This window comes from Pseudogulbenkiania subflava DSM 22618 (assembly GCF_900177275.1).
In the GTDB taxonomy this organism is placed as follows: domain Bacteria; phylum Pseudomonadota; class Gammaproteobacteria; order Burkholderiales; family Chromobacteriaceae; genus Pseudogulbenkiania; species Pseudogulbenkiania subflava.
This window is the reverse complement of sequence record NZ_FXAG01000007.1, coordinates 22,558-44,343: the sequence shown is the minus strand read 5'-3', so window position 1 is coordinate 44,343 and position 21,786 is coordinate 22,558. Positions and strand designations below refer to the sequence as shown.

The window sequence follows — 21,786 nt, the reverse complement described above, 5'->3', positions numbered from 1 at the left end:
CGCCATCATCACGAGCCGTTCTTGAAGCGCTGGATCTCGCGGCGATCCTTCTTGGTCGGACGCCCGGCACCGTGCGGGTAGGAGACCCGTTCGGCCTTGAGCAGCGCCTGCTTTTCCTCCCGCGCCACGCGTGACTCCTCGCTTTCCCGATAGAGCAGCTGCGCCTCGCTGGCCGAGCGGCGCTGCGACGTCAAGGCGAGCACTTCGATATCGTAGTCGAGCTGGTTGATCCGCAAGTGCAGGCGGTCGCCCACCTTGACCACGCGCGACGCCTTGACCCGCTCGCCACCCACCTCCACGCGCCCCAGCTCCAGCGCTTCGTGCGCCAGTTGCCGGGTTTTGTAGAAACGCGCAGCCCACAGCCATTTATCCAGCCGGACCTTGCCCTCATCCTCGCCGACTGCTGCGCTTTGACGGCTCATTCGGCCACACTCCACTCGGCCGATACCAGGCCATGCAGATCCAGCTGCAGGCGATCGCCGGGTTTAACGGCCGCCACACCTTCCGGTGTGCCGGTATAGATCAGATCCCCTTCGCTCAAGCCGTAGACCGTCGACAGGTAATGGATGATGGCGGGTACCGGGAACAGCATCAGGCGGGTATCGCCCTGCTGATGCGTCTCGCCGTTGACCTGCAGGGAAAACTCGAGGAGCCCCGGGTCTGCCACCCGTTCTGCGGGAACGAAGGCCGAGACTGTTGCCGCACCGCGGAAGCCCTTGGCCTTGGTCCAAGGCAGACCCTTTTGCTTGGCAATGCTCTGGACGTCGCGCGCGGTCATATCGAGGCCGATGGCATAACCTGCCACATGCTGTAGCGCCGCAGATTCAGGGATGTCATGCCCACCCCTGCCGATCAGCAGTACCAGTTCACATTCGTGGTGGACATCGCGGGAATAGGCAGGCAGGTGTAACGGCTCGCCTGCGCCGGCCAGTGCCGACGTTGGCTTCAGAAACACCAGCGGCTCCGCCTCCACGGCATTGCCGAGTTCCGCCGCGTGCGCGGCGTAGTTCCGGCCGATGCAGAACACATTGCCCACGCGGATGTTCTGTCCGTTCAGTTGAACTACCGCCATACCTTGACACCCCTCTGGTTAAACGCCGCTATCGGCAGCCCTCAACTATAGCGCCGAAGCCCTACGGGCGGCAGTACCCCCATACGCGTCGCCGTCCGCAGATTGCACGTGACAACGACCACGGCGTCATATATTATTTTGCTGCACTGCAACAATTGCTGGTCTGCAACAAAACCTCTGGCGTGAATGACCGTTTCGTGTGAAATTGTCATTTGCCACTGTTAGAGTTTGCCAAAACCAGCAGCACCCTCAGGGGGCCCGCGCGTCAGGACAAGCTGATCGGCGGACTGCCCCGACAGATACGCGCAAGGAGAGTACATTGAGCCAGGAAGCACCCATCTCGCTTGAGAAGTTTTTTGCCAGCCTCTCCGAGGCCAATCAACAGTGGATGCAGCAGTTCGTCAATTCCCTGACGCTGGGAGGCACCATGGGCGCTCCTGTCGATGGTGCGGCCAACCCGTGGGCAGGCATGATGAACCATGCCAACCAACTGTTTGCCATGCAGAGCCATCTCTACCAGCAACAGATGGGCCTCTGGATGAAATTCCTCGGCCAGGGCAACGCCTCTGGCGACGAAGCCCCCGCCCAGAGCAGCGACCGCCGCTTTGCCGCGCCGGAGTGGAACGATCACCCGTTCTACAGCCTGCTCAAGCAAAGCTACCTGGCCACCTCGAAGTGGATGACTGAACTGGTCGACCAGGCCCAGCTGGACGCGGAGGCCAAGGACAAGCTGACCTTCATCACCCGGCAATACATCGACGCCATGGCGCCGACCAACTTCATGCTGACCAACCCTGAGGTGATCAAGCGCGCCATCGAGACCAAGGGCGAGAGCCTGTCCGAAGGCATGAAGAACATGATGGAGGACATCAAGAAGGGCCACATCTCGATGTCCGACGAAAGCAAGTTCGAGATCGGCGTCAACATCGTGACCACTCCCGGCGAGGTGGTCTTCCGTAATGAACTGATCGAGCTGATCCAGTACACCCCGACCACGGAAAAGGTCTACGAAAAGCCGCTCTTGATCGTTCCGCCCTGCATCAACAAGTATTACCTGATGGATCTGCAGCCGGACAACTCGATGGTGCGCCATTTCGTGGCCCAGGGTTACCGCGTGTTCCTGATTTCCTGGCGCTCGGCCACCCCGGAGATGAAGCAGTTCACCTGGGAAACCTACATCGAGAAGGGCGTCATCGCCGCCGCCGAGGCGGTCAAGAAGATCACCCGCCAGACCTCGATGAATGCACTGGGCTTCTGCATCGGTGGCGTCATCCTCACCACGGCGCTGTGCGTGATGCAGGCCAAGGGCATGAACTGGATCGATTCCGCCACCTTCATGACCTCGCTGCTCGACCATACCGATCCGGGCGAGATCAAGGTCTTCATCGACGAGAACGTGGTGCGCAGCCGCGAACAGAAGCTGGCCAGCGGCGGCATTATCAGCGGCAAGGAGCTGGGACGCACCTTCGCCTCGCTGCGCGCCAACGATCTGGTGTGGAACTACGTGGTGAACAACTACCTGCTGGGCAAGACCCCGGCGCCGTTCGACCTGCTTCACTGGAACAACGACGCGGTCGACCTGCCGTTGCCGATGCACACGTTCTTCCTGCGCGAGATCAACCTCAAGAACTCGCTCACCAAGCCGGGTGCCATCACCCTGTGCGGCGTGCCGATCGACGTGTCGAAGATCAACATCCCGGTGTACATCTTCGCCGCCCGCGAAGATCACATCGTGCTGTGGACCTCGGCCTACTCCGGCGTGAAATACCTGACCGGCACACCGAGCCGCCGCTTCGTGCTGGGCGCTTCCGGCCACATCGCCGGTTCGATCAACCCGGTGACCAAGGACAAGCGCAACTACTGGGTCAACGAAGCCCTCCCGGAAGACCCGGAAGACTGGCTGGAGACCGCAGAGAGCCGTCCGGGCAGTTGGTGGAAGGACTGGGACGCGTGGCTCGCCCCGCAATCGGGCAAGCAAGTGGCCACCCCCAAGACCATGGGCAACAAGGAGCTGCCCCCGCTCGAGCCGGCACCGGGGACTTACGTTCGCGCCAAGGCCCTGCCGGCGGTGGTGGCCTCGCTGCAATGATCCGTACCCGGTCCCGAGCGACTCGGGACCGTTTTCAACATGCCATTGTCGGCCCAAGATGCTGACAATTTTAGTCCAATGAACGGAGAAGACTGATGGAAGAGATCGTTATCGTCGCTGCTGGTCGTACCGCTGTCGGCAACTTTGGTGGCTCGCTCGCGAAGATTCCTGCTACGGAACTGGGCGCCACGGTAATCAAGGCCCTGCTGGAAAAGACCGGCATCGCCCCGGAACAGGTCTCCGAAGTGATCATGGGTCAGGTGCTGACCGCCGGCGTCGGCCAGAACCCGGCGCGTCAGGCGCTGATCAAGGCCGGCATCCCGGTCCACGTACCGGCCATGACCATCAACCAGGTGTGCGGTTCCGGCCTGAAAGTGACTCACCTGGCCGCTCAAGCCATCGCCTGCGGCGATGCCGAGATCGTGATTGCCGGTGGCCAGGAAAGCATGAGCCTGTCCCCGCACATTCTGCCGGGTTCGCGCGACGGCTTCCGCATGGGGCCCGCCACCCTGGTCGACACCATGGTGTACGACGGTCTGACCGACGTCTACAACCAGTACCACATGGGGGTCACTGCCGAGAACATCGCCGCCAAGTACGGCATCTCGCGTGAAGAGCAGGACGCCTTCTCCGCAGCCTCGCAGAACAAGGCAGAAGCCGCCCAGGCCGCAGGCAAGTTCGCCGAAGAGATCATCCCGGTGATGGTGCCGCAACGCAAGGGCGACCCGGTCGCTTTCGCCACCGATGAATTCATCAAGGCCGGCGCCACCGCCGAAGGCCTGGGCAAGCTGCGCCCGGCCTTCAAGAAGGATGGCACCGTGACCGCCGGCAACGCATCCGGTGTCAACGACGGCGCCGCCGCAGTGATCATGATGACTGCCAAGAAGGCTGCCGAACTGGGCCTTAAGCCGCTGGCCCGTATCAAGGCCTACGCCTCGGCCGGCGTCGAGCCGTCGATCATGGGCATGGGCCCGGTACCGGCAACCCAGCGTGTGCTGGAACGCGCCGGCTGGTCTCTGGGTGAAGTCGACCTGATCGAAGCCAACGAAGCCTTCGCTGCCCAGGCGCTGGGCGTGGCTCGCGAACTGCAGTGGGATGCCGACAAGGTAAACGTGAACGGTGGCGCCATCGCCATCGGCCACCCGATCGGCGCTTCCGGCTGCCGCATTCTGGTCAGCCTGCTGCACGAAATGCAGCGCCGTGACGCCAAGAAGGGCCTGGCCACGCTGTGCATCGGCGGCGGCATGGGCGTGGCGCTGGCAGTCGAGCGCGATTAAGCCCTCTGCAAGATCGAAACACAAGCCGGGAAGCTTTCCCGGCTTTTTTCATGCTTGCGTAACACTGCACCGGTGCTGTACTACCCGACAGCAACATTATCATTCTCGAGGGAGCTGGAATTATACTTGGGCCAAACCAGACTGGATGGCCATGATTCTTGCTGCATTTCCTCTTCGCTTCGTTCCCACTTCCCTCCCCCGCCAGAGAAGGCTGGCCCGCTACATCGCCACTGTCGGCGTGTTGCTGATAGCGGCCGGCGCCATGGCGGCCCCGAAGCTGAGCTTGTACACGGAGGAATGGCCTCCGATGACCTTCACCAGCGGCAAGGGAACGCCTGACGGCATGGCGGTCGAGGTGGTGAACGAGCTTCTGCACCGTACCGGACAGAGCAACAGCATTGCCGTGGTACCGTGGATGCGCGGCTACAAGCTGTTGCTGACCCGCCCCAACGTGATGCTGTTCACCGTCGGCCGTAACGCCGAACGCGAGCGCAACATGACCCTGCTGGGGCCGATCGCCATGTCGAGCACCGTGCTGCTGGCGCGCAGCGAAGACGTCCTGGCATTGCAGGCACTCGGCAGCGACATCCTGAAACGGGAAGTGGCCGCCTACCAGGGCAGCATCTTCGAGAGTACTGCGCGCAACAAGGGCTTTTCCAGCACCCGGGAGACCGGGAGCAGCGAGGAAGGCGCGCGCATGCTGCTCGCCAAGCGGGTGGATCTATGGGTGGAAGGGAATATCGCCGTCGCCCAGACCCTGCAACGGCTCGGCATTGCGCCGGACCGCGTGAGCCGGGTGATGACGCTCGACTCGCTCGATCTCTACCTCGCCTTTTCTCGCGGCACCGACCGCAACACTATCCTGCAATGGCAGACCGCCTTGCGCGACATGAAGAAGGACGGGACCTTCCAGGCGATTCATCAGCGCTGGTTCCCCGGCGAACCGGCCCCTCCTCAGGTAGTGCGCATCGGGCTGGAGCCCTGACGGACGCAAAAAAGCCCAACGCACGATTGGGCTTTCTGTTGCAACGGGCGGGGCCGATTACATTGCGTCCAGTACTTCGATACCCAGAAGACCCAGGCCGCTCTTGAGAGTCTTGGCGGTGAGGGCCGCCAGTTGCAGGCGGCTGGCGCGCACTTCGCCTTCGCTCTTGAGGATCGGGCAGGCCTCGTAGAAGCGCGAGAACAGGGTGGCCACATTGTACAGATAGCCGCACAGGTGGTGCGGCTGGCTGCTGTCGGCCACGGCGAACACCATGTCCTCGAACTGCGCCAGCGCGACCGCCAGCTGCTTTTCCGCCGCCTCGGTAATCACTACCTTGGCCGCCGGGTCGAAGTCCTCGGCCTTGCGGAACACGCTCTGCACACGGGTGTAGGCGTACTGCAGGTATGGCGCGGTGTTGCCCTCGAAGCTAAGCATGGCATCCCAGTCGAAGATGTAGTCGGTATTGCGGCTCTTGCTGAGGTCGGCGTATTTCAGCGCGCCGATGCCCACCACCGCGGCAATCTGACGGCGCTCGGCTTCCGGCAGCTCCGGGTTCTTGCTGGTGACCAACTGGAAAGCGCGTTCCACCGCCTCGTCCAGCAGTTCGACCAGTTTGACGTTCTCGCCGGAACGGGTTTTCAGCGGCTTGCCGTCCGGCCCCATGATGGTGCCATGGCCGATGTGCTGGAAGTCGGCGCTTTCCGGCAGCCAGCTCGCCTTGCGTGCGGTGCTGAACAGCTGCTGGAAGTGCAGGCTCTGGCGCGAATCGACCACGTACAGGCAGCGATCCAGCTCCAGCTTGTTCACACGGAAGCGAATGGCGCCGAGGTCGGTGGTGGCGTACAGGTAGCCACCGCCCTGCTTCTGGACGATGAAGGCAGCCGGCTCGCCTTCCTTGTTCTTGAATTCGTCGAGGAAGACGACTTGCGCGCCCTGGTCTTCGACGAGCAGGCCTTTCTGGCGCAGCTCTTCCACCAGTACCGGTAGGTCGTCGTTGTAGAAGCTTTCGCCGCGCACGTCGTCGTCATTCAACTGCAAGCCGAGCTTCTGGTAGATGGCGTTGCAGTGGGTCAGCGACAGCTTGACGAACTGCTGCCACAGTTTCAGCACCTCGGCATCGCCGGACTGCAGTTTCACCACGTAATCGCGGGCGGTGTCGGCAAAAGCCGTATCTTCGTCAAACCGCTTCTTGGAGTGCTTGTAGAACGTGTCGAGGTCTTTGAGCTCGAGGTCGGCCTGTCCGCTCTTGCTGATTTCCACCATGTAGGCCACCAGCATGCCGAACTGGGTACCCCAGTCTCCCACATGGTTCTGGCGCACCACATTGTGGCCGATGAAACTGTTCACACGGACCAGCGCGTCGCCGATGATGCCGCCGCGCAGGTGACCAATGTGCATTTCCTTGGCGAGGTTGACCGAGGAATACTCTACCATGACCTTCTTGGCGTCGACCTTGGCGATGCCCAAGGCCTCATCGGCCAGCGCCGTTTCGGCGCGGCGGGCGAGGAAGGCCGGGTCGAGGTGGATATTGATGAAGCCGGGGCCGGCGATTTCCAGCTTGCTGGCGATGCCGTCGAGATCGAGCACGGCCAGTACTTTCTGGGCCAGTTCGCGCGGGTTGGTCTTGAGCTGCTTGGCGGCGGCCATCACGCCGTTGGCCTGGTAGTCGCCGAATTCCGGCTTGCTGGCCGGCTGGACGTTGGCCGAAGCGTCAGGCGCGCCGGCGGCGGCGAGTGCAGCCTGCACCCGCGCGGAAATCAGTTGCAAAATGGTCATGTCGGTCCCGAAAGGTCTGGCGCAAGCGGCTCGCGGCCCCTGCGTGATATCAGGGTGAAATTGTAAGCGCTCGCCGCTGGCCAGGGCAAACTTTGCCGCAGTGCAGCGTGCGGAGTTCAAAGCAAAGCGCGGCGTCCCATCAAAAGAACGCCGCGCCTTCGGTCAAGCTACGCTGCCGGCTCAGATCAAACGAGCGATCAGTGCCTTCTCCATCCCGGCCATGCCCGGAATCTTGACCTTGACGCCATTGCCCGGCGCCACCTCGGTGGCCGCGCCGTCACGGGTCATGGTGGTGAGATCGACGATGCGGTTGCCGCTCGGGTGGATGATTTCCAGCTTGTCGCCGACGGCGAAGCGGTTCTTCACGTCAATCAGCGCCCAGCCCTCGGCATCGACCTCCAGCACTTCGCCGACGTACTGGCTGCGCTTGGCCTGGGAGTGGCCGGTAAGGTAGTTCTGGTATTCCTGAGTCTGGTGACGCTCGAGGAAGCCCGGGGTGTAGCCGCGGTTGGCCAGGCCTTCGAGATCGGCCAGCAGGCTGTAGTCGAACGGGCGGCCGGCGACGGCATCGTCGATCGCCTTGCGGTAAGCCTGAGCCGTGCGCGACACGTAGTAGATGGACTTGGTCCGTCCTTCGATCTTCAGCGAGTCAACACCGATCTTCACCAGTTTCTCCACCTGCTCGATGGCGCGCAGGTCCTTCGAGTTCATGATGTAGGTGCCGTGCTCGTCCTCGATGATCGGCATCAGTTCGCCCGGACGGCTGCCCTCTTCGATCAGGTAGGTCTTGTCGGCCAGCGGGTGGCGCTCGGCTCCGCCACAGGCGGCGAAGCTCTGGTTGGCTTCTTCCAGCGCCTTGTTGAAGTCGAACTTGATGGTCTGCACGTCACCAGCGTCGTCGCCCTGGGTGTCGTGCATCTTGTAGTCCCAACGGCAGGCGTTGGTGCAAGTGCCCTGGTTCGGGTCGCGGTGGTTGAAATAGCCGGACAACAGACAGCGGCCGGAGTAGGCAATGCACAGCGCGCCGTGCACGAACACTTCGAGCTCCATGTCCGGGCATTCCTGACGAATCTCGGCGATCTCGTCGAGGGAGAGTTCGCGCGACAGGATGATGCGGGTCAGCCCGATCTTCTGCCAGAACTTCACGCCCATCAGGTTAGTGGTGTTGGCCTGCACCGAGAGGTGGATATTCACCTCCGGCCACTTCTCGCGCACCATCATGATCAGGCCGGGATCGGCCATGATCAGCGCGTCCGGCTTCATGGCGATCACCGGCTCCATGTCGGCGAGATAGGTCTTGAGCTTGGCGTTGTGCGGCAGGATGTTGCTGGCTACGAAGAACTGCTTGCCGCGCGCGTGCGCCTCTTCGATACCCTGGCGCAGTTCTTCCAGCTTGAATTCGTTGTTGCGGGCGCGCAGCGAGTAACGCGGCTGGCCGGCGTAGACGGCGTCGGCGCCATAGTCGTAGGCGGCGCGCATCTTGTCGAGCGAGCCGGCGGGGAGCAGCAGTTCCGGGGCTTTCATCAGGCTTTTGGTTCCAATTTTTCAGTGCAGCATGGCGCTGGCGGGCAGCGGCTTGAGGTCCGGCGCGACAAAGGCTTTGCGGGCGGTCTCGTCATGCAGTTTTTCTTCGGAATAGTGTTGCCGCAGCAGGTTTGGCAGGTCGTTCTTCAGGTCGGGACAGGAGGCCAGGAAGGCAGGCCAGTCGTCCAGCAGTTCCGGCTTGGCGTCGAGGCGGCTGTACAGGATGGCCAGCGCCGCCATGGTCAGCGTGTGGTGGTACTTGTGCGCCGCTCCCTTGGCCATGGCGTAGCGCGACAGGGTGCGGGCGCACCGCGCCGCCGCCTCGCGTGCCGGGTACTGGCGCCGGTAGGCCCAGGCCGCCAGCAGATGGGCTTCGTGGTTGAAGTCGGCTTCAGGCAGCGCCAACGTTTCCAGCTGTCGCAGCAACCCGTGGTGGTCCATGACGAGGAACACTCCTGAAGAGAGAAAAAAGAACAAGGCCCCACCGGCAGTGGAGCCTTGTTTTCGATCTATTGTGCGGCGCGATTATGCGCCCCGCCCTGGCCACAGTCAACTGTGATCAACCCCAACCCACGGGGTTTAAGATGCTGTTTTGAATGCCATTTTTACTTCATGGTTTTTTCATCAGCGCCACCAGCGCGGTGAACTGCCCCACCACGCCGACCACCATCAGCGCGGACCAGAGCAGCGACGGCAGCAGGCCGTTCGCCGAGGACGACTGCATGCCGGCGCCGGCCAGCGCCAGCAACAGGGTGGACAACAACAGCACCAGGATCGCGAGGCGGCGGTCCTGACGCAGGCGGCGGAAAAACAGTTGAAGCATGGCATGGCACCTTGTGATGAAACGGTCTCGGCCCGACCACCATGGGGAGGCGGCGCGCCTTGTACAGCCCCCGATTGTAATACGACGGCCGGCCTTGTCGCGCCTTGGCACCCCGTACGGATTTTGCCCGCCGGGCGATCACCCATCGGGCATAATGAGCAACCAGGCCCCCGTTAGGCGCCAACCATGCTATTCAGATCGAGCTTGCTGGGCGAAGTCGAGGTGAACGAAGCCACCACCCTGCTCTTCCCCCATGGCATTCCCGCATTTGAAAACTGCACCCGCTTCCAGTTGTTTCACGATCAGGACAAGGCCGAGCCCAGCGTGTTCTGGATGCAGTCGCTCGACAACCCCGACGTCCTGTTCAGCGTGGTGCCGCCCACTGAATTGGGACTGCGCTACGAAATCGAGCTGAGTGAAGACGACGCGACCGCACTCGAATTGAGCCGCCCGGAGGATGCGGCCATCCTGCTGATGGTGTACAAACCGCAGGAGCAGGCGGACGAGGCACACCCGGTACTGGCCCCGCTCTGGGCCAACGTGCGCAACCCGCTGGTGATCAACCTGGCGGCGCGCCGTGGTTTGCAGAAGGGCGGACTGGGGTGTGACATCCTGTTCCACAACCACGGCTGAAGGCCTGCTTCATTAGCCGGCTGCGCCTTCGCATCTTGAGTTCCGGCGGTACTGCCTGCCAATCCATCGCTGGGCAAATTCCTGCGTGCCAATCTTCGATTGGCTCAGCGATGGATTGGCACGCAGAGATTGGCTCGGCGATACGGAATTCTCATGTACTTCATGTACATTCCGCTTCCTGTGCGCTGGCGGCACTCAACCTGCCTTGGCTCGCTCGGCTACTGAACTAGGCCCAATCCAACCATTCACTATACAAAACGGCCGTCCTATTACGGGCGGCCGTTTTCATGGTCATGGGGAGCGGATCGTTAGCCCTTCAGCACCTCGGCCATGGCATCCGCCACATACTCGACGTTGCGGGTGTTGAGGCCGGCCACACACATGCGGCCGGAGCGCACCAGGTAAACCGCGAATTCTTCGCGCAGGCGGTCGACCTGTTCCGGGGTCAGCCCGGTGTAGCTGAACATGCCACGCTGCTTGATGAAGTAGCTAAAATCGCGGCCCGGCACCTTGGCGGCCAGCACCTCGTACAGCTTCTGGCGCATGGCCTTGATGCGCTCGCGCATTTCGGTGACCTCGCCCTCCCATTCCTGGCGCAGCACTGCGTCGTTCATCACCATGGCGGTGACCTGGCCGCCGTGGGTCGGCGGGCTGGAATAATTGCGGCGCACCGTGGCCTTCATCTGGCCCAGCACGCGCCCGGCTTCTTCGGCGTCCTGGCACACCACCGACAGACCGCCGCAGCGCTCGCCGTAGAACGACAGGTTTTTGGAGAACGAGTTGCTGACGAAGAAGCTGATACCGGCGTCGGCCATGGTGCGGATGGCGTAGGCGTCTTCGTTCAGCCCGTCGCCGAAGCCCTGGTAGGCGATGTCGAGGAAGGGGATCAGCTCGCGCTCTTTGACCACGGCGATCACCTCGCGCCACTGCGCGTTGGAGAGATCGACACCGGTCGGGTTATGGCAGCAGGGGTGCAGCAGCACCACGGTCTTGGCCGGCAGTTGCTTGAAGCAGGTGATCATCTCGTCGAATTTCACGCCGCCGCTGACTGCGTCGTAGTAGGGATAGTCGCGCACCACGAAGCCGGCGCCTTCGAACATGGCGCGGTGGTTGTCCCAGGTCGGGCTGCTGACCCAGACTTCGCTCTCGGGGAAGTAGCGCTTCAACAGATCGGCGCCGATCTTCAGCGCACCGGAGCCGCCGATGGTCTGAATGGTGGCGATGCGGCCGGACGTGACGGCCTCGTGTCCGGCACCGAACAGCAGCTCCTGCACCGCCTGACGGTAGTTGGCGGCGCCTTCCATCGGCAGGTAGGAGCGCGGGCCGGCGGTTTGCACACGCGCCACCTCGGCCTTCTGCACCGACGGCAACAGCGGGATACGGCCTTGTTCGTCATAGTAGAGGCCGATGCCGAGGTTGACCTTGTTCGGGCGCGGGTCGTTATTGAAGGTTTCGACGAGGGTGAGGATCGGGTCGCCGGCGTAGGCGTCAACGTGTTCGAACATGGTGCGGGCCACAGTCTCGTAGTGTTGGTTGATGAGCGAAACAAGCAGGCGCTAACCGTACCATGAAACGGCCGCCGAGGCGTAGTGCGGGACGGCGCGCTTCGAGATCGAACCGCTCTCCCCGCCTGGGCCCCATGAATGAAAAAACCGCCGGCGACCGACGGTCGCAGGCGGTGGGGAGAGACGAGGATGTCCGCTTAGAACGAGTGCTTCAGGCCAACACCGAAGCCGGTCGGGTTGGAACCGGCACCGACGCCGATGGCTTTACCAGTGTTATCGTAGTTTGTCAGACCCGCGTTACCGAAGGTGCGGGTACCGTTGTCGTCGTTGGCGATGCGGGTGTAGTAGGCGTAGGTCTGAGTGCGCTTGGACAGGTCGTAGGTCGCGCCCAGGGTCCACTGCTTGGCACCGTCCTTGGCGTCGGACTTGGACTCTTGCAGCTTGGCGTAGGCCAGGCTCACGCCGAAGTTGCCGAATTTCTGCTCGGCGCCGACGGTCCAGGCATTCTGCTTGGTATCGCCGGTGGACTTGTCGTTACGTTCCTGCTCGAAGCCGGCGCCGATCTTGGTGTCGCCGAACTTGTAGCTGGCGGCTACTTTCCAGAAGGACTGGTTCAGGTTGGTATCGCCGGCCACGGCGTTCTTGTCGTTGCGACGGTCGTAGCCCACGCCGACATTGAAGCCGTCGATCGAGTAGGCCGCGGCCAGGCTCCAGACGTCCATGTTGGTACGGTCACTGCCGTCGGCGCTGAGTGCCTTGCGAGTTTCGTCGGTGCCGTAGGACACGCCAGCCTGGAAGCCGGCGAAGTTCGGGGTGTAGTAATGCACCGAGTTGGCCAGACGCGCGTCGCCATGGCAGAACACCGACTTGTCGGTGCAGATTTCGGCGATGGTGTCAGCCATCGGGTTGACCAGGATCGGCTTGAGCAGCGCCTTGTAGGCGCTGTCGTTGTAGCCCATGAAGGCCTTACCGAAGGCGCCGTCCAGGCCGACGAAGCTGTTGCGGGTCGCGAAGGTGCCCTTGCGGGTGCCGCCATCGTCAACGGAGATTTCCTGCTCGACCTGCCAGATGGCTTTCAGGCCGTCGCCCAGGTCTTCATTGCCCTTGAAGCCCAGCTTAGACACGTTGGAGCTGATGCGGGTGGTGGACTTGATGTCGTTGGCGGAATTGGTCGAACCGGTGGCCTTGACTGACTCGATCGACTCGCTGATGGTGCCGTAAAGGGTGACGTCGGCCAGGGCGGCCGGGGCGATCAGGGCGGAGGCGACCGCCAGGGCAAGCAGATTCTTCTTCATTGCGATAACTCACTAGGGTTGTTGTATTTCACGCTTCGTCGGGTGAAACGTGTGGCGGAATATAGACACTCAATGTGTCTTGCCTATTACGGTGATGTTAAATCGCTACACCCACTGGCGCAATGTTGTGTTTAGGAAGCACTGGATGCCACCTGGGTTCAAGCCCTTCGAAGACCCGCCCTACCCCGACGTCTGGGTAGGCGAGCCCCCTGGACAATGCTTGCTGGCTAATTGCGGAACACCCGGAATAAACGGGAAACCTCACTCGTTTTATACAACGAAGCCGCTTCCAAGATGGGGCCTGTGTACCGTGCAGCACCCCAGGGGAGGCTTTGTGCTTCCGCCATTCCATTCATCGGAATCAGGAAGCCCTTTCGATATGGCAGGCCATTTCGCGACGCCAGAAAGTGAGTAATGCCATGACCCCACTCACATCCCATGCGGGAAAGAAGATCGTTCCAACACAATCAGCAAGCTTGATTGGAGCCCTGTTCGCCGTAGCACTTGGTTTTCCCTGCGCTGTCTACGCACGACAGCCCCAGCCCCCGGCTCCGTGCCACCCCAACTCTCACGCAGCGGAGGATATGTCGACGACCCTGAGTCGCGGCGACATCCGCCAGTTGCCAGCTCCGCTACGCAATCGGCTCGGGGAGCTAGCCGCCCGGCCGCACAGCCAGTTGCCGACGCAGGCTTACGCGGAGGCCGACGGGCCAAGCCAGCTGTTTCAGTATTATCTGCTCGATACCGGCGGCTTCGAACCCAACGCATTCACCAGCCTGATCCCGGGTATCAACGACACGGCCATGTTGACGGCGACGGGGCCTGACTGCGGCTTGCCGACGCTCGGCTCTGTCCGCGTCGTGCTGGAACCGAAACCCGGCCTACCCACTGACCCGAACGATGTTCGGGCGTTCATCGACATCTTTACCGACGTTGCCGGCTTGTTCGTGATCAATAACGAGAGCGGCTGGTATGAGGGGTGGATGATCCATGACCTGCGTGTCGCCCCGCCCGCCGCACCTAACCCCGACGGCGGCCCACAGTTTGGCACGATCACCGCGGCCGATGCGGCAGCACTTCAAGCCATGGGAGATCATCACAACGTGGCTGGAGTACGCTTCACCACTGACGGGAAGACGGAGCATTTCCCTGCCAGCACCGATCATTTCCCCGATCACCAGACCAACCTGGTACCGATTCAACTGAGCATGGGGGCATGGAACACGCTGCAGCAGAGCGACGGCCATGCCTACTGGGAATTCAACTACACCACCAACTGGATACACCCCTTGTATGAGCTGCCGTTCACCGGGGGCATACCCGGCAGCTTCGAGGCCGGGCAGGTAGGGGCGCTCTCGTCGATCGTTCCGGGCTCGGGGCCATCGGGGGTGAAGAACGATCCGGTGCGCTACGGCGACAATCCGAACACCCAAGGCGTGATCCAGGCCTCCGGCCCACGCGACCCGGACAAGTTCGACGCCGAAGACGACTCGCAGCGCGAGTTCCGCCAGCGCTTCATTCCCAGCGGCCTTGCCAAGGAAATTTACCTGGACGTGTATGAGCGGGTGACGTCTTTTGAAGCGGGCATTACCGACTTCACGCAGCGCCTGTTTGACGCCTACGCTGCCGAAGTGGCGCGAGTGGATGCTAACGGCGACGGCGTGATTTCCGCTGCCGAGGGCGATGTGGATTCTGCATCGGATGGCTTTGCGGACAATAGCCGCCTGTTTATCCCGGCAACGGAGTTTGACCGCTTCGCGGTGACCCGCGAGATCAACGATGGTTTGCTGGCACCCCGTTTCGCACCCAGCCAGAAAGCCTGGGTACTATCCGGGTTCCTGGCACCAGTGAGCCCGGCGGTACCGGCTTCTGCAGGTCGGGATAGCGACGACCGTTAAGCAAGGGGGGGGCTGATCGCCGTGCTCGTCGATCAGGGAGGGGGCGGACCACCGTGAAGGAGTTAAGTGATCCGCCCTTATTTCGTGGCGCGCACTTTGCTCCTCGGGAGTCCCCTCTCGGCGAAGGGCCAGGTTCAGGGCGGGGGCCACGCCCATACCGCCCTGCTTCATGGTCTGCCTGGCTAAGCTACCTTACAGGCCTGCTCCAGCTGCGGCTGCAGTGCAGCCAGGCTGGCCACTTCGCCCAGCACGATGACGGCCGGGCTGGCCAAGCGCGCAGCACGTACGTCGTCGGCCAGACGCGAAATAGTGGTGACGATGGCGCGCTGTTCGGGACAGCCGACACGGTGCACTACCGCCACCGGCAGGTCGGCAGCGAAACCGGCCGCGCGCCATTCGGCGGTCAGTGTCGGCAGATCGCTCATGCCCATGTAACACACCACGGTGAGGCCGGATTGCGCCAGTGCGGCCCACGGCAACGAGCTGCCGTCCTGGGTGTGCGCGGTGACCAGCGTCACGCCGCGGCTGAGGCCGCGATGGGTCAGCGGCAGGCCTAGCGCCGGGCCGACCGCGAGACCGGCGGTGAGGCCGCCGACGGCTTCGACCGCAACGCCACGTTCGGCCAGCCACTGCCATTCTTCACCGCCGCGACCGAAGATGAAGGGGTCGCCTCCCTTGACACGTGCCACCACTTTGCCCTGGCGGGCGTAGCGCAGCATCAGGCGGTGGATGAAGTCCTGCGGCGTGGAGCGGCAGCCACCGCGCTTGCCGACGTGCACGATGCGCGCGTCGGCGCGGGCAAAGCCCAGCACCTCGCGGCTGACCAGGTCGTCCACCAGCCAGACGTCGGCAGCCTGAAGGGCCTTCACCGCCTTGAGCGTCAGCAGTTCCGGATCGCCCGGGCCCGCCCCGATCAGATAGACCTTGCCTGTATGCATCTCATGCTCCCTGGGCCGCCTGAGCAGCAGCCACCATCCTCGTCAATTCTGGTACACAGGAACCGCAGCCACTGCCGCAGCCGAGTCCCGATTTCAGCCCTTCAACATCGCAACCGGCGGCGATCGCCTGGACGATGGCGTCCTCGCGTACCCCGGTGCAGGCGCATACTACACGCGAACGGTGGACCAGAGTGCCTCCGCCCATCAAGAGCCGCGCCAGGCTGTCCGGTGTTTCGCCATCGTCGAACCAGTCGGACAGGGCCTCCTCGGCACGCACATCGCCCGCCAGAAGGTAGGCGCATGGTGTCTTGCCGTTCAGCCACACTCTTCTAAGCACACTTCGTGCCGGGTCGTCGAAAGCGGCGAGCATGGCATCGGCCGGCGTCACCGAGTCTGCCAGTGCCTCAAGCAAGCTGGCCTCGGGAGCGGATTCCGCCGCGAGCTTGAGCCGCACCGCGGCGCCGCCAGCGACCACCGACAGCAGCACGGCGTAGGGGAAGCGCGCCAGCCATGGGGTCAGCCGCTGGCGCAGCTCGGCCACGTCGCCCTTGACCAGCAGCGTCAGCCGCCACGGCAGGCGCGCCGGCTCCAGCGTGATGGCGGCGTGCTTCAGCTCGGGCTGGCGCGACACCGGGTCAACCTTGCCCAAAGTCAGGGCATTGACGCCGTTGCCTGCCATGTACGCACCACCCCAGTGCATCGGCAGGAAGGCCATGCCAGGACGCAGATTGTCGTCGGCTTCCACCGGCAGCACGATGGCGCCGCGCCGCGACTTGATGCGGGCCAGGTCGCCGTTCTTGAGATGGAAGCGGTCGAGGTCGCGCTGGTTGAGCGACAGCACCGGTTCTTCGACGTGACGGGTCAACCCCGGCACCAGCGCGGTGCGGCTCATGGTGTGCCAGTGGTCGCGCAAGCGGCCGGTGGTCAGGCGCAGCGGGTATTGTGCCGAGACGTTTTCGGCCACCGGACGGTAGCCGATGTCGACGAAGCGGGCGCGGCCGGACGGTGTAGCGAAGCGGCCGTCCTGATAGAGCCGCGCCTTGCCGCTGGTGGCGCCGGCCGGGAACGGCCATTGCTGCGGGCCGATCTCGTCGAGTACGGCGTAGCTGAGGCCAGTGATGTCGAGATCGCGCCCGGCCGTGGTGACAACGTGCTCGGCGAACACCTGGGAGCCATCGTCGTAGGGGAACAGGGTTGGCCGAAGCGGCCGCAGGCGCGCTTCCAGCGCCTGTGCCACGTCGCGCGCGATGATCCAGTCGTGACGCGCTTCCCCCGGTGCCGGCAGAGCAGCGCGCACGCGGCTGATGCGGCGTTCGGAGTTGGTGACGGTGCCGTCCTTCTCAGGCCAGGTGCTGGCCGGCAGCACGAGGTCGGCATATGGCAGGGTTTCGGAGCCGGCGAAGGCTTCCTGCACGATGACGAAGTCGACCTTTTCCAGCGCGCGGCGTACCAGCGCCTGATCCGGCAGCGATTGCGCCGGGTTGGTGCAGACCACCCACAGCACCTTGATCTGGCCTTTGGCCGCCGCCTCGAACAGTTCGATAGCAGGCAGACCGGGCTCGGCCGGGATGCTGTCCACACCCCAGATCGCCGCCACTTCGGCGCGGTGCTCGGGGTTGGCGAGGTCGCGGTGCGCCGACAGCAGGTTGGATAGTCCCCCTACTTCGCGCCCGCCCATGGCGTTGGGCTGGCCGGTGAGCGAGAACGGGCCGGCGCCGGGCTTGCCGATCTGGCCGGTGGCCAGGTGCAGGTGGATCAGCGCGGCGTTCTTGTCGGTGCCGGCGGCCGATTGGTTGAGGCCCATGGTGTAGAACGACAGCGCCGCGCCGGCGCGGCCGAACCAGCGTGCGGCGGTGACGATGTCTTCTTCGCTGATGCCGCAGATGTCGGCGGCGGCGCGCGGGGTGAATTCGCGCAGCCGGTCCTTGAGCTTGGCGAAGCCTTCGGTGTGCTGCTCGATGTAGTCGCGGTCGAGCAGGTCGTCCCACACCAGCACGTTGAGCATGGCATGGAACAGCGCCACGTCGGTGCCGGGCAGGATCGGCAGGAAGAGGTCGGCGAGGCTGGCGGTGTCGGTGCGGCGCGGGTCGATCACGATGACCTTCATCGCCGGATTGGCCGCCTTGGCCGCTTCGAGCCGGCGGAACAGCACCGGGTGGGCGTAGGCCATGTTGGAGCCGGCGATCAGCACCACGTCGGCCTGGTCGATGTCTTCATAGCAGGCCGGCGGCGCATCGGCGCCGAGCGTGGCCTTGTAGCCGGCCACGGCGCTCGACATGCACAGCCGCGAGTTGGTGTCGACGTTGTTGGTGCCGACGACGGCGCGCGTCAGCTTGTTGAAGACGTAGTAGTCCTCGGTCAGGAGCTGGCCGGAGAGGTAGAACGCTACCGAGTTGGGGCCATGTTGGGCCACCGCTGCCGCGATGCGGTCGGCAGCGGTTTCGATGGCGTCGTCCCAGGCGACGCGCTGGCGCGGTGCATCCTTGGCGAGCCGCTGTTCCGGGTACAGCAGGCGCGCTCCCGGCTTGCCGGTGGTGTCGGCCAGGGTGCGGCCCTTGCTGCACAGCCGGCCGAGGTTGGCGGGGTGCGTCGGGTCGCCTTCCACCGAGGTCAGGCGCTGGCCGTCGGACTGGATCAGGACGCCGCAGCCGGTGCCGCAGTAACAGCAGATCGAGGAGACAGTCTTGTTGCGTCCCGTGGTTTCTGTCATGTGATGTCTCCCAATGCGATCAATCTTGATGGAGCCTTGTCGTAGGGCGGAAGCCCTGACTGAGCGAGGCAAGCGTGACTGAGCAAGGTAGCGCAAGCGTTGCGAAGGAATACGTCGCGAAGGAATAACAGGGCGTTCTGAGTGAGCGCGGCACACCCACTTCGGCGGAACGCCCCGCTAGACGGGGCTTCCGCCCTACGTCAGTTCGTTTCGGCCAGGCTTCGGCGGAACGCCCCGTTACGGCTCATTTCAGTTCCAGCGATACCTTGCCGTCTTCGATGCGCACCGGGATGTGACCGGTACAGCCGACATCGGGGGCGCAGGCTTCCCCGGTCTTGAGGTCGATCACCCAGTTGTGCAGCGGGCAGGCGACGGTGTGGCCGGAGACGATGCCTTGCGACAGCGGGCCGCCCTTGTGCGGGCAGCGATCGACCAGGGCGAACACGTAGTCGTCCTCGGCGCGGAAGATGGCGATGTCGTCCTGTCCTTCGCGCTTGAGCACACGGGCGCCCTGCTTGGGGATGTCATTGATGGTGCAAACGGTTTTCCAGTTCATGCTGATCTCCTTGTCCTTTCGTGCGGGGAGCGAGCGTGGCGGCGTTCAGGGCCTGGTGCTCGCTCCCGCTGCGGTCTGGAATTACACGGTGAGCGGTTCGAATTCGTGACGGGCGACACCTTCCTTGACGCGCTCGGTCCACGGGTCCTTCTCGAAGGACAGGGCGAAGCGCAACCGCTCGTACAGTGCCTTGCGGTTTTCGAGGTTGTCGACCACCTGGGTCTTGATGAAGTCTAGGCCGACGCGGTGCAGGTAGTGCACGGTGCGCTCCAGGTAGAAGGCTTCCTCACGGTAGAGCTGCAGGAAGGCGCCGGTGAGTTCCAGCACTTCTTCGCGCGTCTTCACCTTGGCGAGGAACTCCGCCACCTCGGTCTTGATACCGCCGTTGCCGCCGACATACAGCTCCCAGCCGGAATCGACACCGATGATGCCGACGTCCTTGATGCCTGATTCGGCGCAGTTGCGCGGGCAGCCTGAGACCGCCAGCTTGACCTTGGCCGGGCTCCACATGCCGGTCAGGTCCTTTTCCAGGTCGATGCCCATCTGGGTGGAGTCCTGCGTGCCGAAACGGCAAAACTCGGAACCGACGCAGGTCTTCACGGTACGCAGGCTCTTGCCGTAGGCATGGCCGGACGGCATGTCGAGGTCGGCCCAGACCTTGGGCAGGTCTTCCTTCTTTACGCCCAACAGGTCGATACGCTGGCCGCCGGTGACCTTCACCATCGGGATGGCGTACTTGTCGGCCACATCGGCGATGCGGCGCAGTTCGGAGGCGTTGGTGACGCCGCCCCACATGCGCGGGATCACCGAGTAGGTGCCGTCCTTCTGGATGTTGGCGTGCACACGCTCGTTGATGAAGCGCGACTGCGGATCGTCCTTCGCCTCGCCCGGCCAGGTCGAGATCAGGTAGTAGTTCAGCGCCGGGCGGCAGGTGGCGCAGCCGTCCGGGGTGCGCCATTCGAGGAAGTCCATCACCTGGCGCAGGCTGGTCAGGTGCTGTTCGCGGATCACCTTGCGCACGCCGCCGTGGTTGTGGTCGGTACAGCCGCACACCGGCTTCTCGGACTTGGGTTTGACGTCGGCGGCGCCGCCGACGCAGTTGATCAGAATCTGCTCGACCAGGCCGGTGCACGAGCCGCAGGAGCTGGCGGCCTTGGTGTGCTTCTTGATCTCATCGACGGTGAACAGGCCCTTCTCCTGGATCGCCTTGACGATGGTGCCCTTGCACACGCCGTTACAGCCGCACACTTCGGCGTCGTCCGGCATGCCCACGACCTTGCTCTGGCCGGAGTGGCCGACATCGCCCTGACCGCCTTCACCCAGCATCAGCACGTCGCGCATCTCGGCCACCGACTTGCCTTCGCGGATCAGGCGGAAGTACCAGGCACCGTCGGCGGTGTCGCCGTACAGGCAGGCGCCGACCAGCTTGTTGTTCTTCAGCACCAGCTTCTTGTAGATGCCGCCCATCGGGTCGGACAGGGTGATCGCCTCGGTGTCGTCGCTGCCCATGAAGTCGCCGGCGGAGAACAGGTCGATGCCGGTGACCTTGAGCTTGGTCGAGGTGGCGGCCGGCACGTAGCGGCCGATGCCGTAGTGCGCCAGGTGGTTGGCGGCGACCTTGGCCATGTCGAACAGCGGGGCGACCAGGCCGTAGGCCACGCCGCGGTGGCTGACGCATTCGCCGACGGCGTAGACGCGCGGGTCGTAGGTCTGCATGGTGTCGTTCACCACCACGCCGCGGTTGCAGTACAGGCCGGATTTTTCGGCCAGTTCGTAGTTCGGGCGGATACCAACGGCCATCACCACCAGCTCGGCCGGGATTTCCTCGCCGTCGGCGAAGCGCAGGCCGGCGACGCGGCCGGAACCGCCGTCGAGCAGCGCGGCGGTCTGCTTCTGCAGGTGGAAGGTGATGCCGCGGTCCTCCAGGCTCTGCTGCAGCAGCTTGGCGGCGGCGCGGTCGAGCTGGCGGTCGAGCAGCCATTCGCCGAGGTGCACCACGCTCACGTCCATGCCGCGCGCCATCAGGCCGTTGGCGGCTTCCAGGCCCAGCAGGCCGCCGCCGATCACCACCGCCTTCTTGTACTTCTGGCTGGCTTCGATCATCAGGTTGACGTCGCGGATGTCGCGGAAGGTCACCACGCCGTCGAGGTCCTTGCCCGGCACCGGCAGGATAAAGGGGTTGGAGCCGGTGGCCAGCAGCAGGCGGTCGTACGGGGCCTCGGTGCCGTCGGCGGCGCGCACCACGCGCTTGACTCGGTCGATCTCGGTGATTTCCTTGCTCATATGCAGAGTGATGCCGTGCTCGGCATACCACTCCACCTCGTTGAGCATGATTTCCTTGATCGTCTGTTCCCCCGTCAGCACCGGCGACAGCAGGATGCGGTTGTAGTTGGGGTGCGGCTCGGCGCCGAACACGGTGATGTCGTAGAAATCGGGCATCAGCTTGAGCAGTTCTTCCAGCGTGCGCACGCCGGCCATGCCGTTGCCTACCATGACGAGTTTCGGTTTGTTCATCGGGATCTCCTTAGCATCGTGGCTACGCCGCATTCACCCTTGCCGCAGCGAGACCAAATAAAAAAAGTCCGTTCCCATGGATTCCCCCATGCTGAACGGACCTCTTTGTCCTTACCCGCTTCACCGCCATTGGCAAACCGGGCAACATTGTCTGCTGCCTTACTAGCAAGTGCCGTGCCAGCCTTTTTCCG

The 21,786-nt window shown here is 63.6% G+C and carries 17 protein-coding genes; 5 read left to right on the top strand and 12 right to left on the bottom strand.

Features of this window, described 5'->3' with window-relative positions; translation table 11 throughout:
- Positions 1–8 precede the first annotated feature (8 nt).
- Complete coding sequence (locus B9N72_RS08160; protein ID WP_085275928.1) at positions 9–422, bottom strand: RNA-binding S4 domain-containing protein; 414 nt, start codon at positions 420–422, stop codon at positions 9–11.
- Complete coding sequence (locus tag B9N72_RS08155) at positions 419–1,072, bottom strand: fumarylacetoacetate hydrolase family protein (protein ID WP_085275927.1); 654 nt, start codon at positions 1,070–1,072, stop codon at positions 419–421. Before B9N72_RS08155 ends, B9N72_RS08160 begins: the two co-directional genes overlap by 4 nt.
- Before the next feature lie 319 nt (positions 1,073–1,391).
- Between B9N72_RS08155 and B9N72_RS08150 the strand changes: the two genes are divergently transcribed.
- From B9N72_RS08150 to B9N72_RS08140, 3 genes are all read left to right on the top strand, one after another.
- A complete protein-coding gene (locus B9N72_RS08150; protein ID WP_085275926.1) occupies positions 1,392–3,161 on the top strand; it encodes a PHA/PHB synthase family protein in 1,770 nt (589 codons plus the stop codon).
- 95 nt (positions 3,162–3,256) lie between these two features.
- Positions 3,257–4,438, top strand: a complete 1,182-nt coding sequence (locus B9N72_RS08145) for an acetyl-CoA C-acetyltransferase (protein ID WP_085275925.1) — start codon at positions 3,257–3,259, stop codon at positions 4,436–4,438.
- A 145-nt stretch (positions 4,439–4,583) separates the two neighbouring features.
- Positions 4,584–5,423, top strand: coding sequence for a substrate-binding periplasmic protein (locus tag B9N72_RS08140; RefSeq protein WP_327078286.1), 840 nt, complete (start codon positions 4,584–4,586; stop codon positions 5,421–5,423).
- Positions 5,424–5,480: 57 nt separating this feature from the next.
- Here B9N72_RS08140 and argS read toward each other — a convergent pair whose 3' ends face one another.
- The 4 genes from argS to B9N72_RS08120 all read right to left on the bottom strand — a co-directional run bounded on the left by argS (position 5,481) and on the right by B9N72_RS08120 (position 9,546).
- Positions 5,481–7,199 (bottom strand): arginine--tRNA ligase, encoded by a 1,719-nt coding sequence (gene argS, locus B9N72_RS08135; protein WP_085275924.1) that lies wholly within the window; start codon positions 7,197–7,199, stop codon positions 5,481–5,483.
- A 180-nt stretch (positions 7,200–7,379) separates the two neighbouring features.
- On the bottom strand, positions 7,380–8,723 hold the full coding sequence (trhP, locus tag B9N72_RS08130) for a prephenate-dependent tRNA uridine(34) hydroxylase TrhP (RefSeq protein ID WP_085275923.1): 1,344 nt from the start codon (positions 8,721–8,723) through the stop codon (positions 7,380–7,382).
- A gap of 21 nt (positions 8,724–8,744) precedes the next feature.
- Positions 8,745–9,164, bottom strand: a complete 420-nt coding sequence (locus tag B9N72_RS08125) for a hypothetical protein (RefSeq protein WP_085275922.1) — start codon at positions 9,162–9,164, stop codon at positions 8,745–8,747.
- Between the two features lie 169 nt (positions 9,165–9,333).
- Complete coding sequence (locus B9N72_RS08120) at positions 9,334–9,546, bottom strand: hypothetical protein (protein WP_085275921.1); 213 nt, start codon at positions 9,544–9,546, stop codon at positions 9,334–9,336.
- A 186-nt stretch (positions 9,547–9,732) separates the two neighbouring features.
- Here B9N72_RS08120 and fliW point away from each other — a divergent pair, with 186 nt between their 5' ends.
- The gene (gene fliW / locus B9N72_RS08115; RefSeq protein ID WP_085275920.1) at positions 9,733–10,179 is read left to right on the top strand and encodes a flagellar assembly protein FliW; all 447 of its coding nucleotides are present in this window, start codon (positions 9,733–9,735) and stop codon (positions 10,177–10,179) included.
- Positions 10,180–10,487: 308 nt separating this feature from the next.
- Here fliW and B9N72_RS08110 read toward each other — a convergent pair whose 3' ends face one another.
- Positions 10,488–11,684, bottom strand: a complete 1,197-nt coding sequence (locus B9N72_RS08110) for an amino acid aminotransferase (RefSeq protein WP_085275919.1) — start codon at positions 11,682–11,684, stop codon at positions 10,488–10,490.
- Positions 11,685–11,881: 197 nt separating this feature from the next.
- Complete coding sequence (locus B9N72_RS08105; RefSeq protein WP_085275918.1) at positions 11,882–12,979, bottom strand: porin; 1,098 nt, start codon at positions 12,977–12,979, stop codon at positions 11,882–11,884.
- 584 nt (positions 12,980–13,563) lie between these two features.
- On the opposite strand from B9N72_RS08105, the gene B9N72_RS08100 reads away from it, so the two are divergent.
- On the top strand, positions 13,564–14,877 hold the full coding sequence (locus B9N72_RS08100) for a hypothetical protein (protein WP_200810905.1): 1,314 nt from the start codon (positions 13,564–13,566) through the stop codon (positions 14,875–14,877).
- Positions 14,878–15,059: 182 nt separating this feature from the next.
- On the opposite strand, the gene cobA is transcribed toward B9N72_RS08100, so the two are convergent.
- The 4 genes from cobA to nirB form a co-directional block, all read right to left on the bottom strand.
- On the bottom strand, positions 15,060–15,815 hold the full coding sequence (cobA, locus tag B9N72_RS08095; protein WP_085275916.1) for a uroporphyrinogen-III C-methyltransferase: 756 nt from the start codon (positions 15,813–15,815) through the stop codon (positions 15,060–15,062).
- Between the two features lies 1 nt (position 15,816).
- A complete protein-coding gene (locus tag B9N72_RS08090) occupies positions 15,817–18,525 on the bottom strand; it encodes a nitrate reductase (RefSeq protein WP_085275915.1) in 2,709 nt (902 codons plus the stop codon).
- Between the two features lie 244 nt (positions 18,526–18,769).
- Positions 18,770–19,081, bottom strand: a complete 312-nt coding sequence (gene nirD / locus B9N72_RS08085; protein ID WP_085275914.1) for a nitrite reductase small subunit NirD — start codon at positions 19,079–19,081, stop codon at positions 18,770–18,772.
- Positions 19,082–19,162: 81 nt separating this feature from the next.
- Positions 19,163–21,595, bottom strand: coding sequence for a nitrite reductase large subunit NirB (gene nirB / locus B9N72_RS08080; RefSeq protein ID WP_085275913.1), 2,433 nt, complete (start codon positions 21,593–21,595; stop codon positions 19,163–19,165).
- Positions 21,596–21,786 lie beyond the last annotated feature (191 nt).

Bases quoted from the DNA above. Each gene is read 5' to 3' on its own strand.
- B9N72_RS08160 (WP_085275928.1), bottom strand. From the start codon at position 422: ATGAGCCGTCAAAGCGCAGCAGTCGGCGAGGATGAGGGCAAGGTCCGG.
- B9N72_RS08155 (WP_085275927.1), bottom strand. From the start codon at position 1,072: ATGGCGGTAGTTCAACTGAACGGACAGAACATCCGCGTGGGCAATGTG.
- B9N72_RS08145 (WP_085275925.1), top strand. From the start codon at position 3,257: ATGGAAGAGATCGTTATCGTCGCTGCTGGTCGTACCGCTGTCGGCAAC.
- B9N72_RS08140 (WP_327078286.1), top strand. From the start codon at position 4,584: ATGGCCATGATTCTTGCTGCATTTCCTCTTCGCTTCGTTCCCACTTCC.
- argS (WP_085275924.1), bottom strand. From the start codon at position 7,199: ATGACCATTTTGCAACTGATTTCCGCGCGGGTGCAGGCTGCACTCGCC.
- trhP (WP_085275923.1), bottom strand. From the start codon at position 8,723: ATGAAAGCCCCGGAACTGCTGCTCCCCGCCGGCTCGCTCGACAAGATG.
- B9N72_RS08125 (WP_085275922.1), bottom strand. From the start codon at position 9,164: ATGGACCACCACGGGTTGCTGCGACAGCTGGAAACGTTGGCGCTGCCT.
- B9N72_RS08120 (WP_085275921.1), bottom strand. From the start codon at position 9,546: ATGCTTCAACTGTTTTTCCGCCGCCTGCGTCAGGACCGCCGCCTCGCG.
- fliW (WP_085275920.1), top strand. From the start codon at position 9,733: ATGCTATTCAGATCGAGCTTGCTGGGCGAAGTCGAGGTGAACGAAGCC.
- B9N72_RS08110 (WP_085275919.1), bottom strand. From the start codon at position 11,684: ATGTTCGAACACGTTGACGCCTACGCCGGCGACCCGATCCTCACCCTC.
- B9N72_RS08105 (WP_085275918.1), bottom strand. From the start codon at position 12,979: ATGAAGAAGAATCTGCTTGCCCTGGCGGTCGCCTCCGCCCTGATCGCC.
- B9N72_RS08100 (WP_200810905.1), top strand. From the start codon at position 13,564: ATGTCGACGACCCTGAGTCGCGGCGACATCCGCCAGTTGCCAGCTCCG.
- cobA (WP_085275916.1), bottom strand. From the start codon at position 15,815: ATGCATACAGGCAAGGTCTATCTGATCGGGGCGGGCCCGGGCGATCCG.
- B9N72_RS08090 (WP_085275915.1), bottom strand. From the start codon at position 18,525: ATGACAGAAACCACGGGACGCAACAAGACTGTCTCCTCGATCTGCTGT.
- nirD (WP_085275914.1), bottom strand. From the start codon at position 19,081: ATGAACTGGAAAACCGTTTGCACCATCAATGACATCCCCAAGCAGGGC.
- nirB (WP_085275913.1), bottom strand. From the start codon at position 21,595: ATGAACAAACCGAAACTCGTCATGGTAGGCAACGGCATGGCCGGCGTG.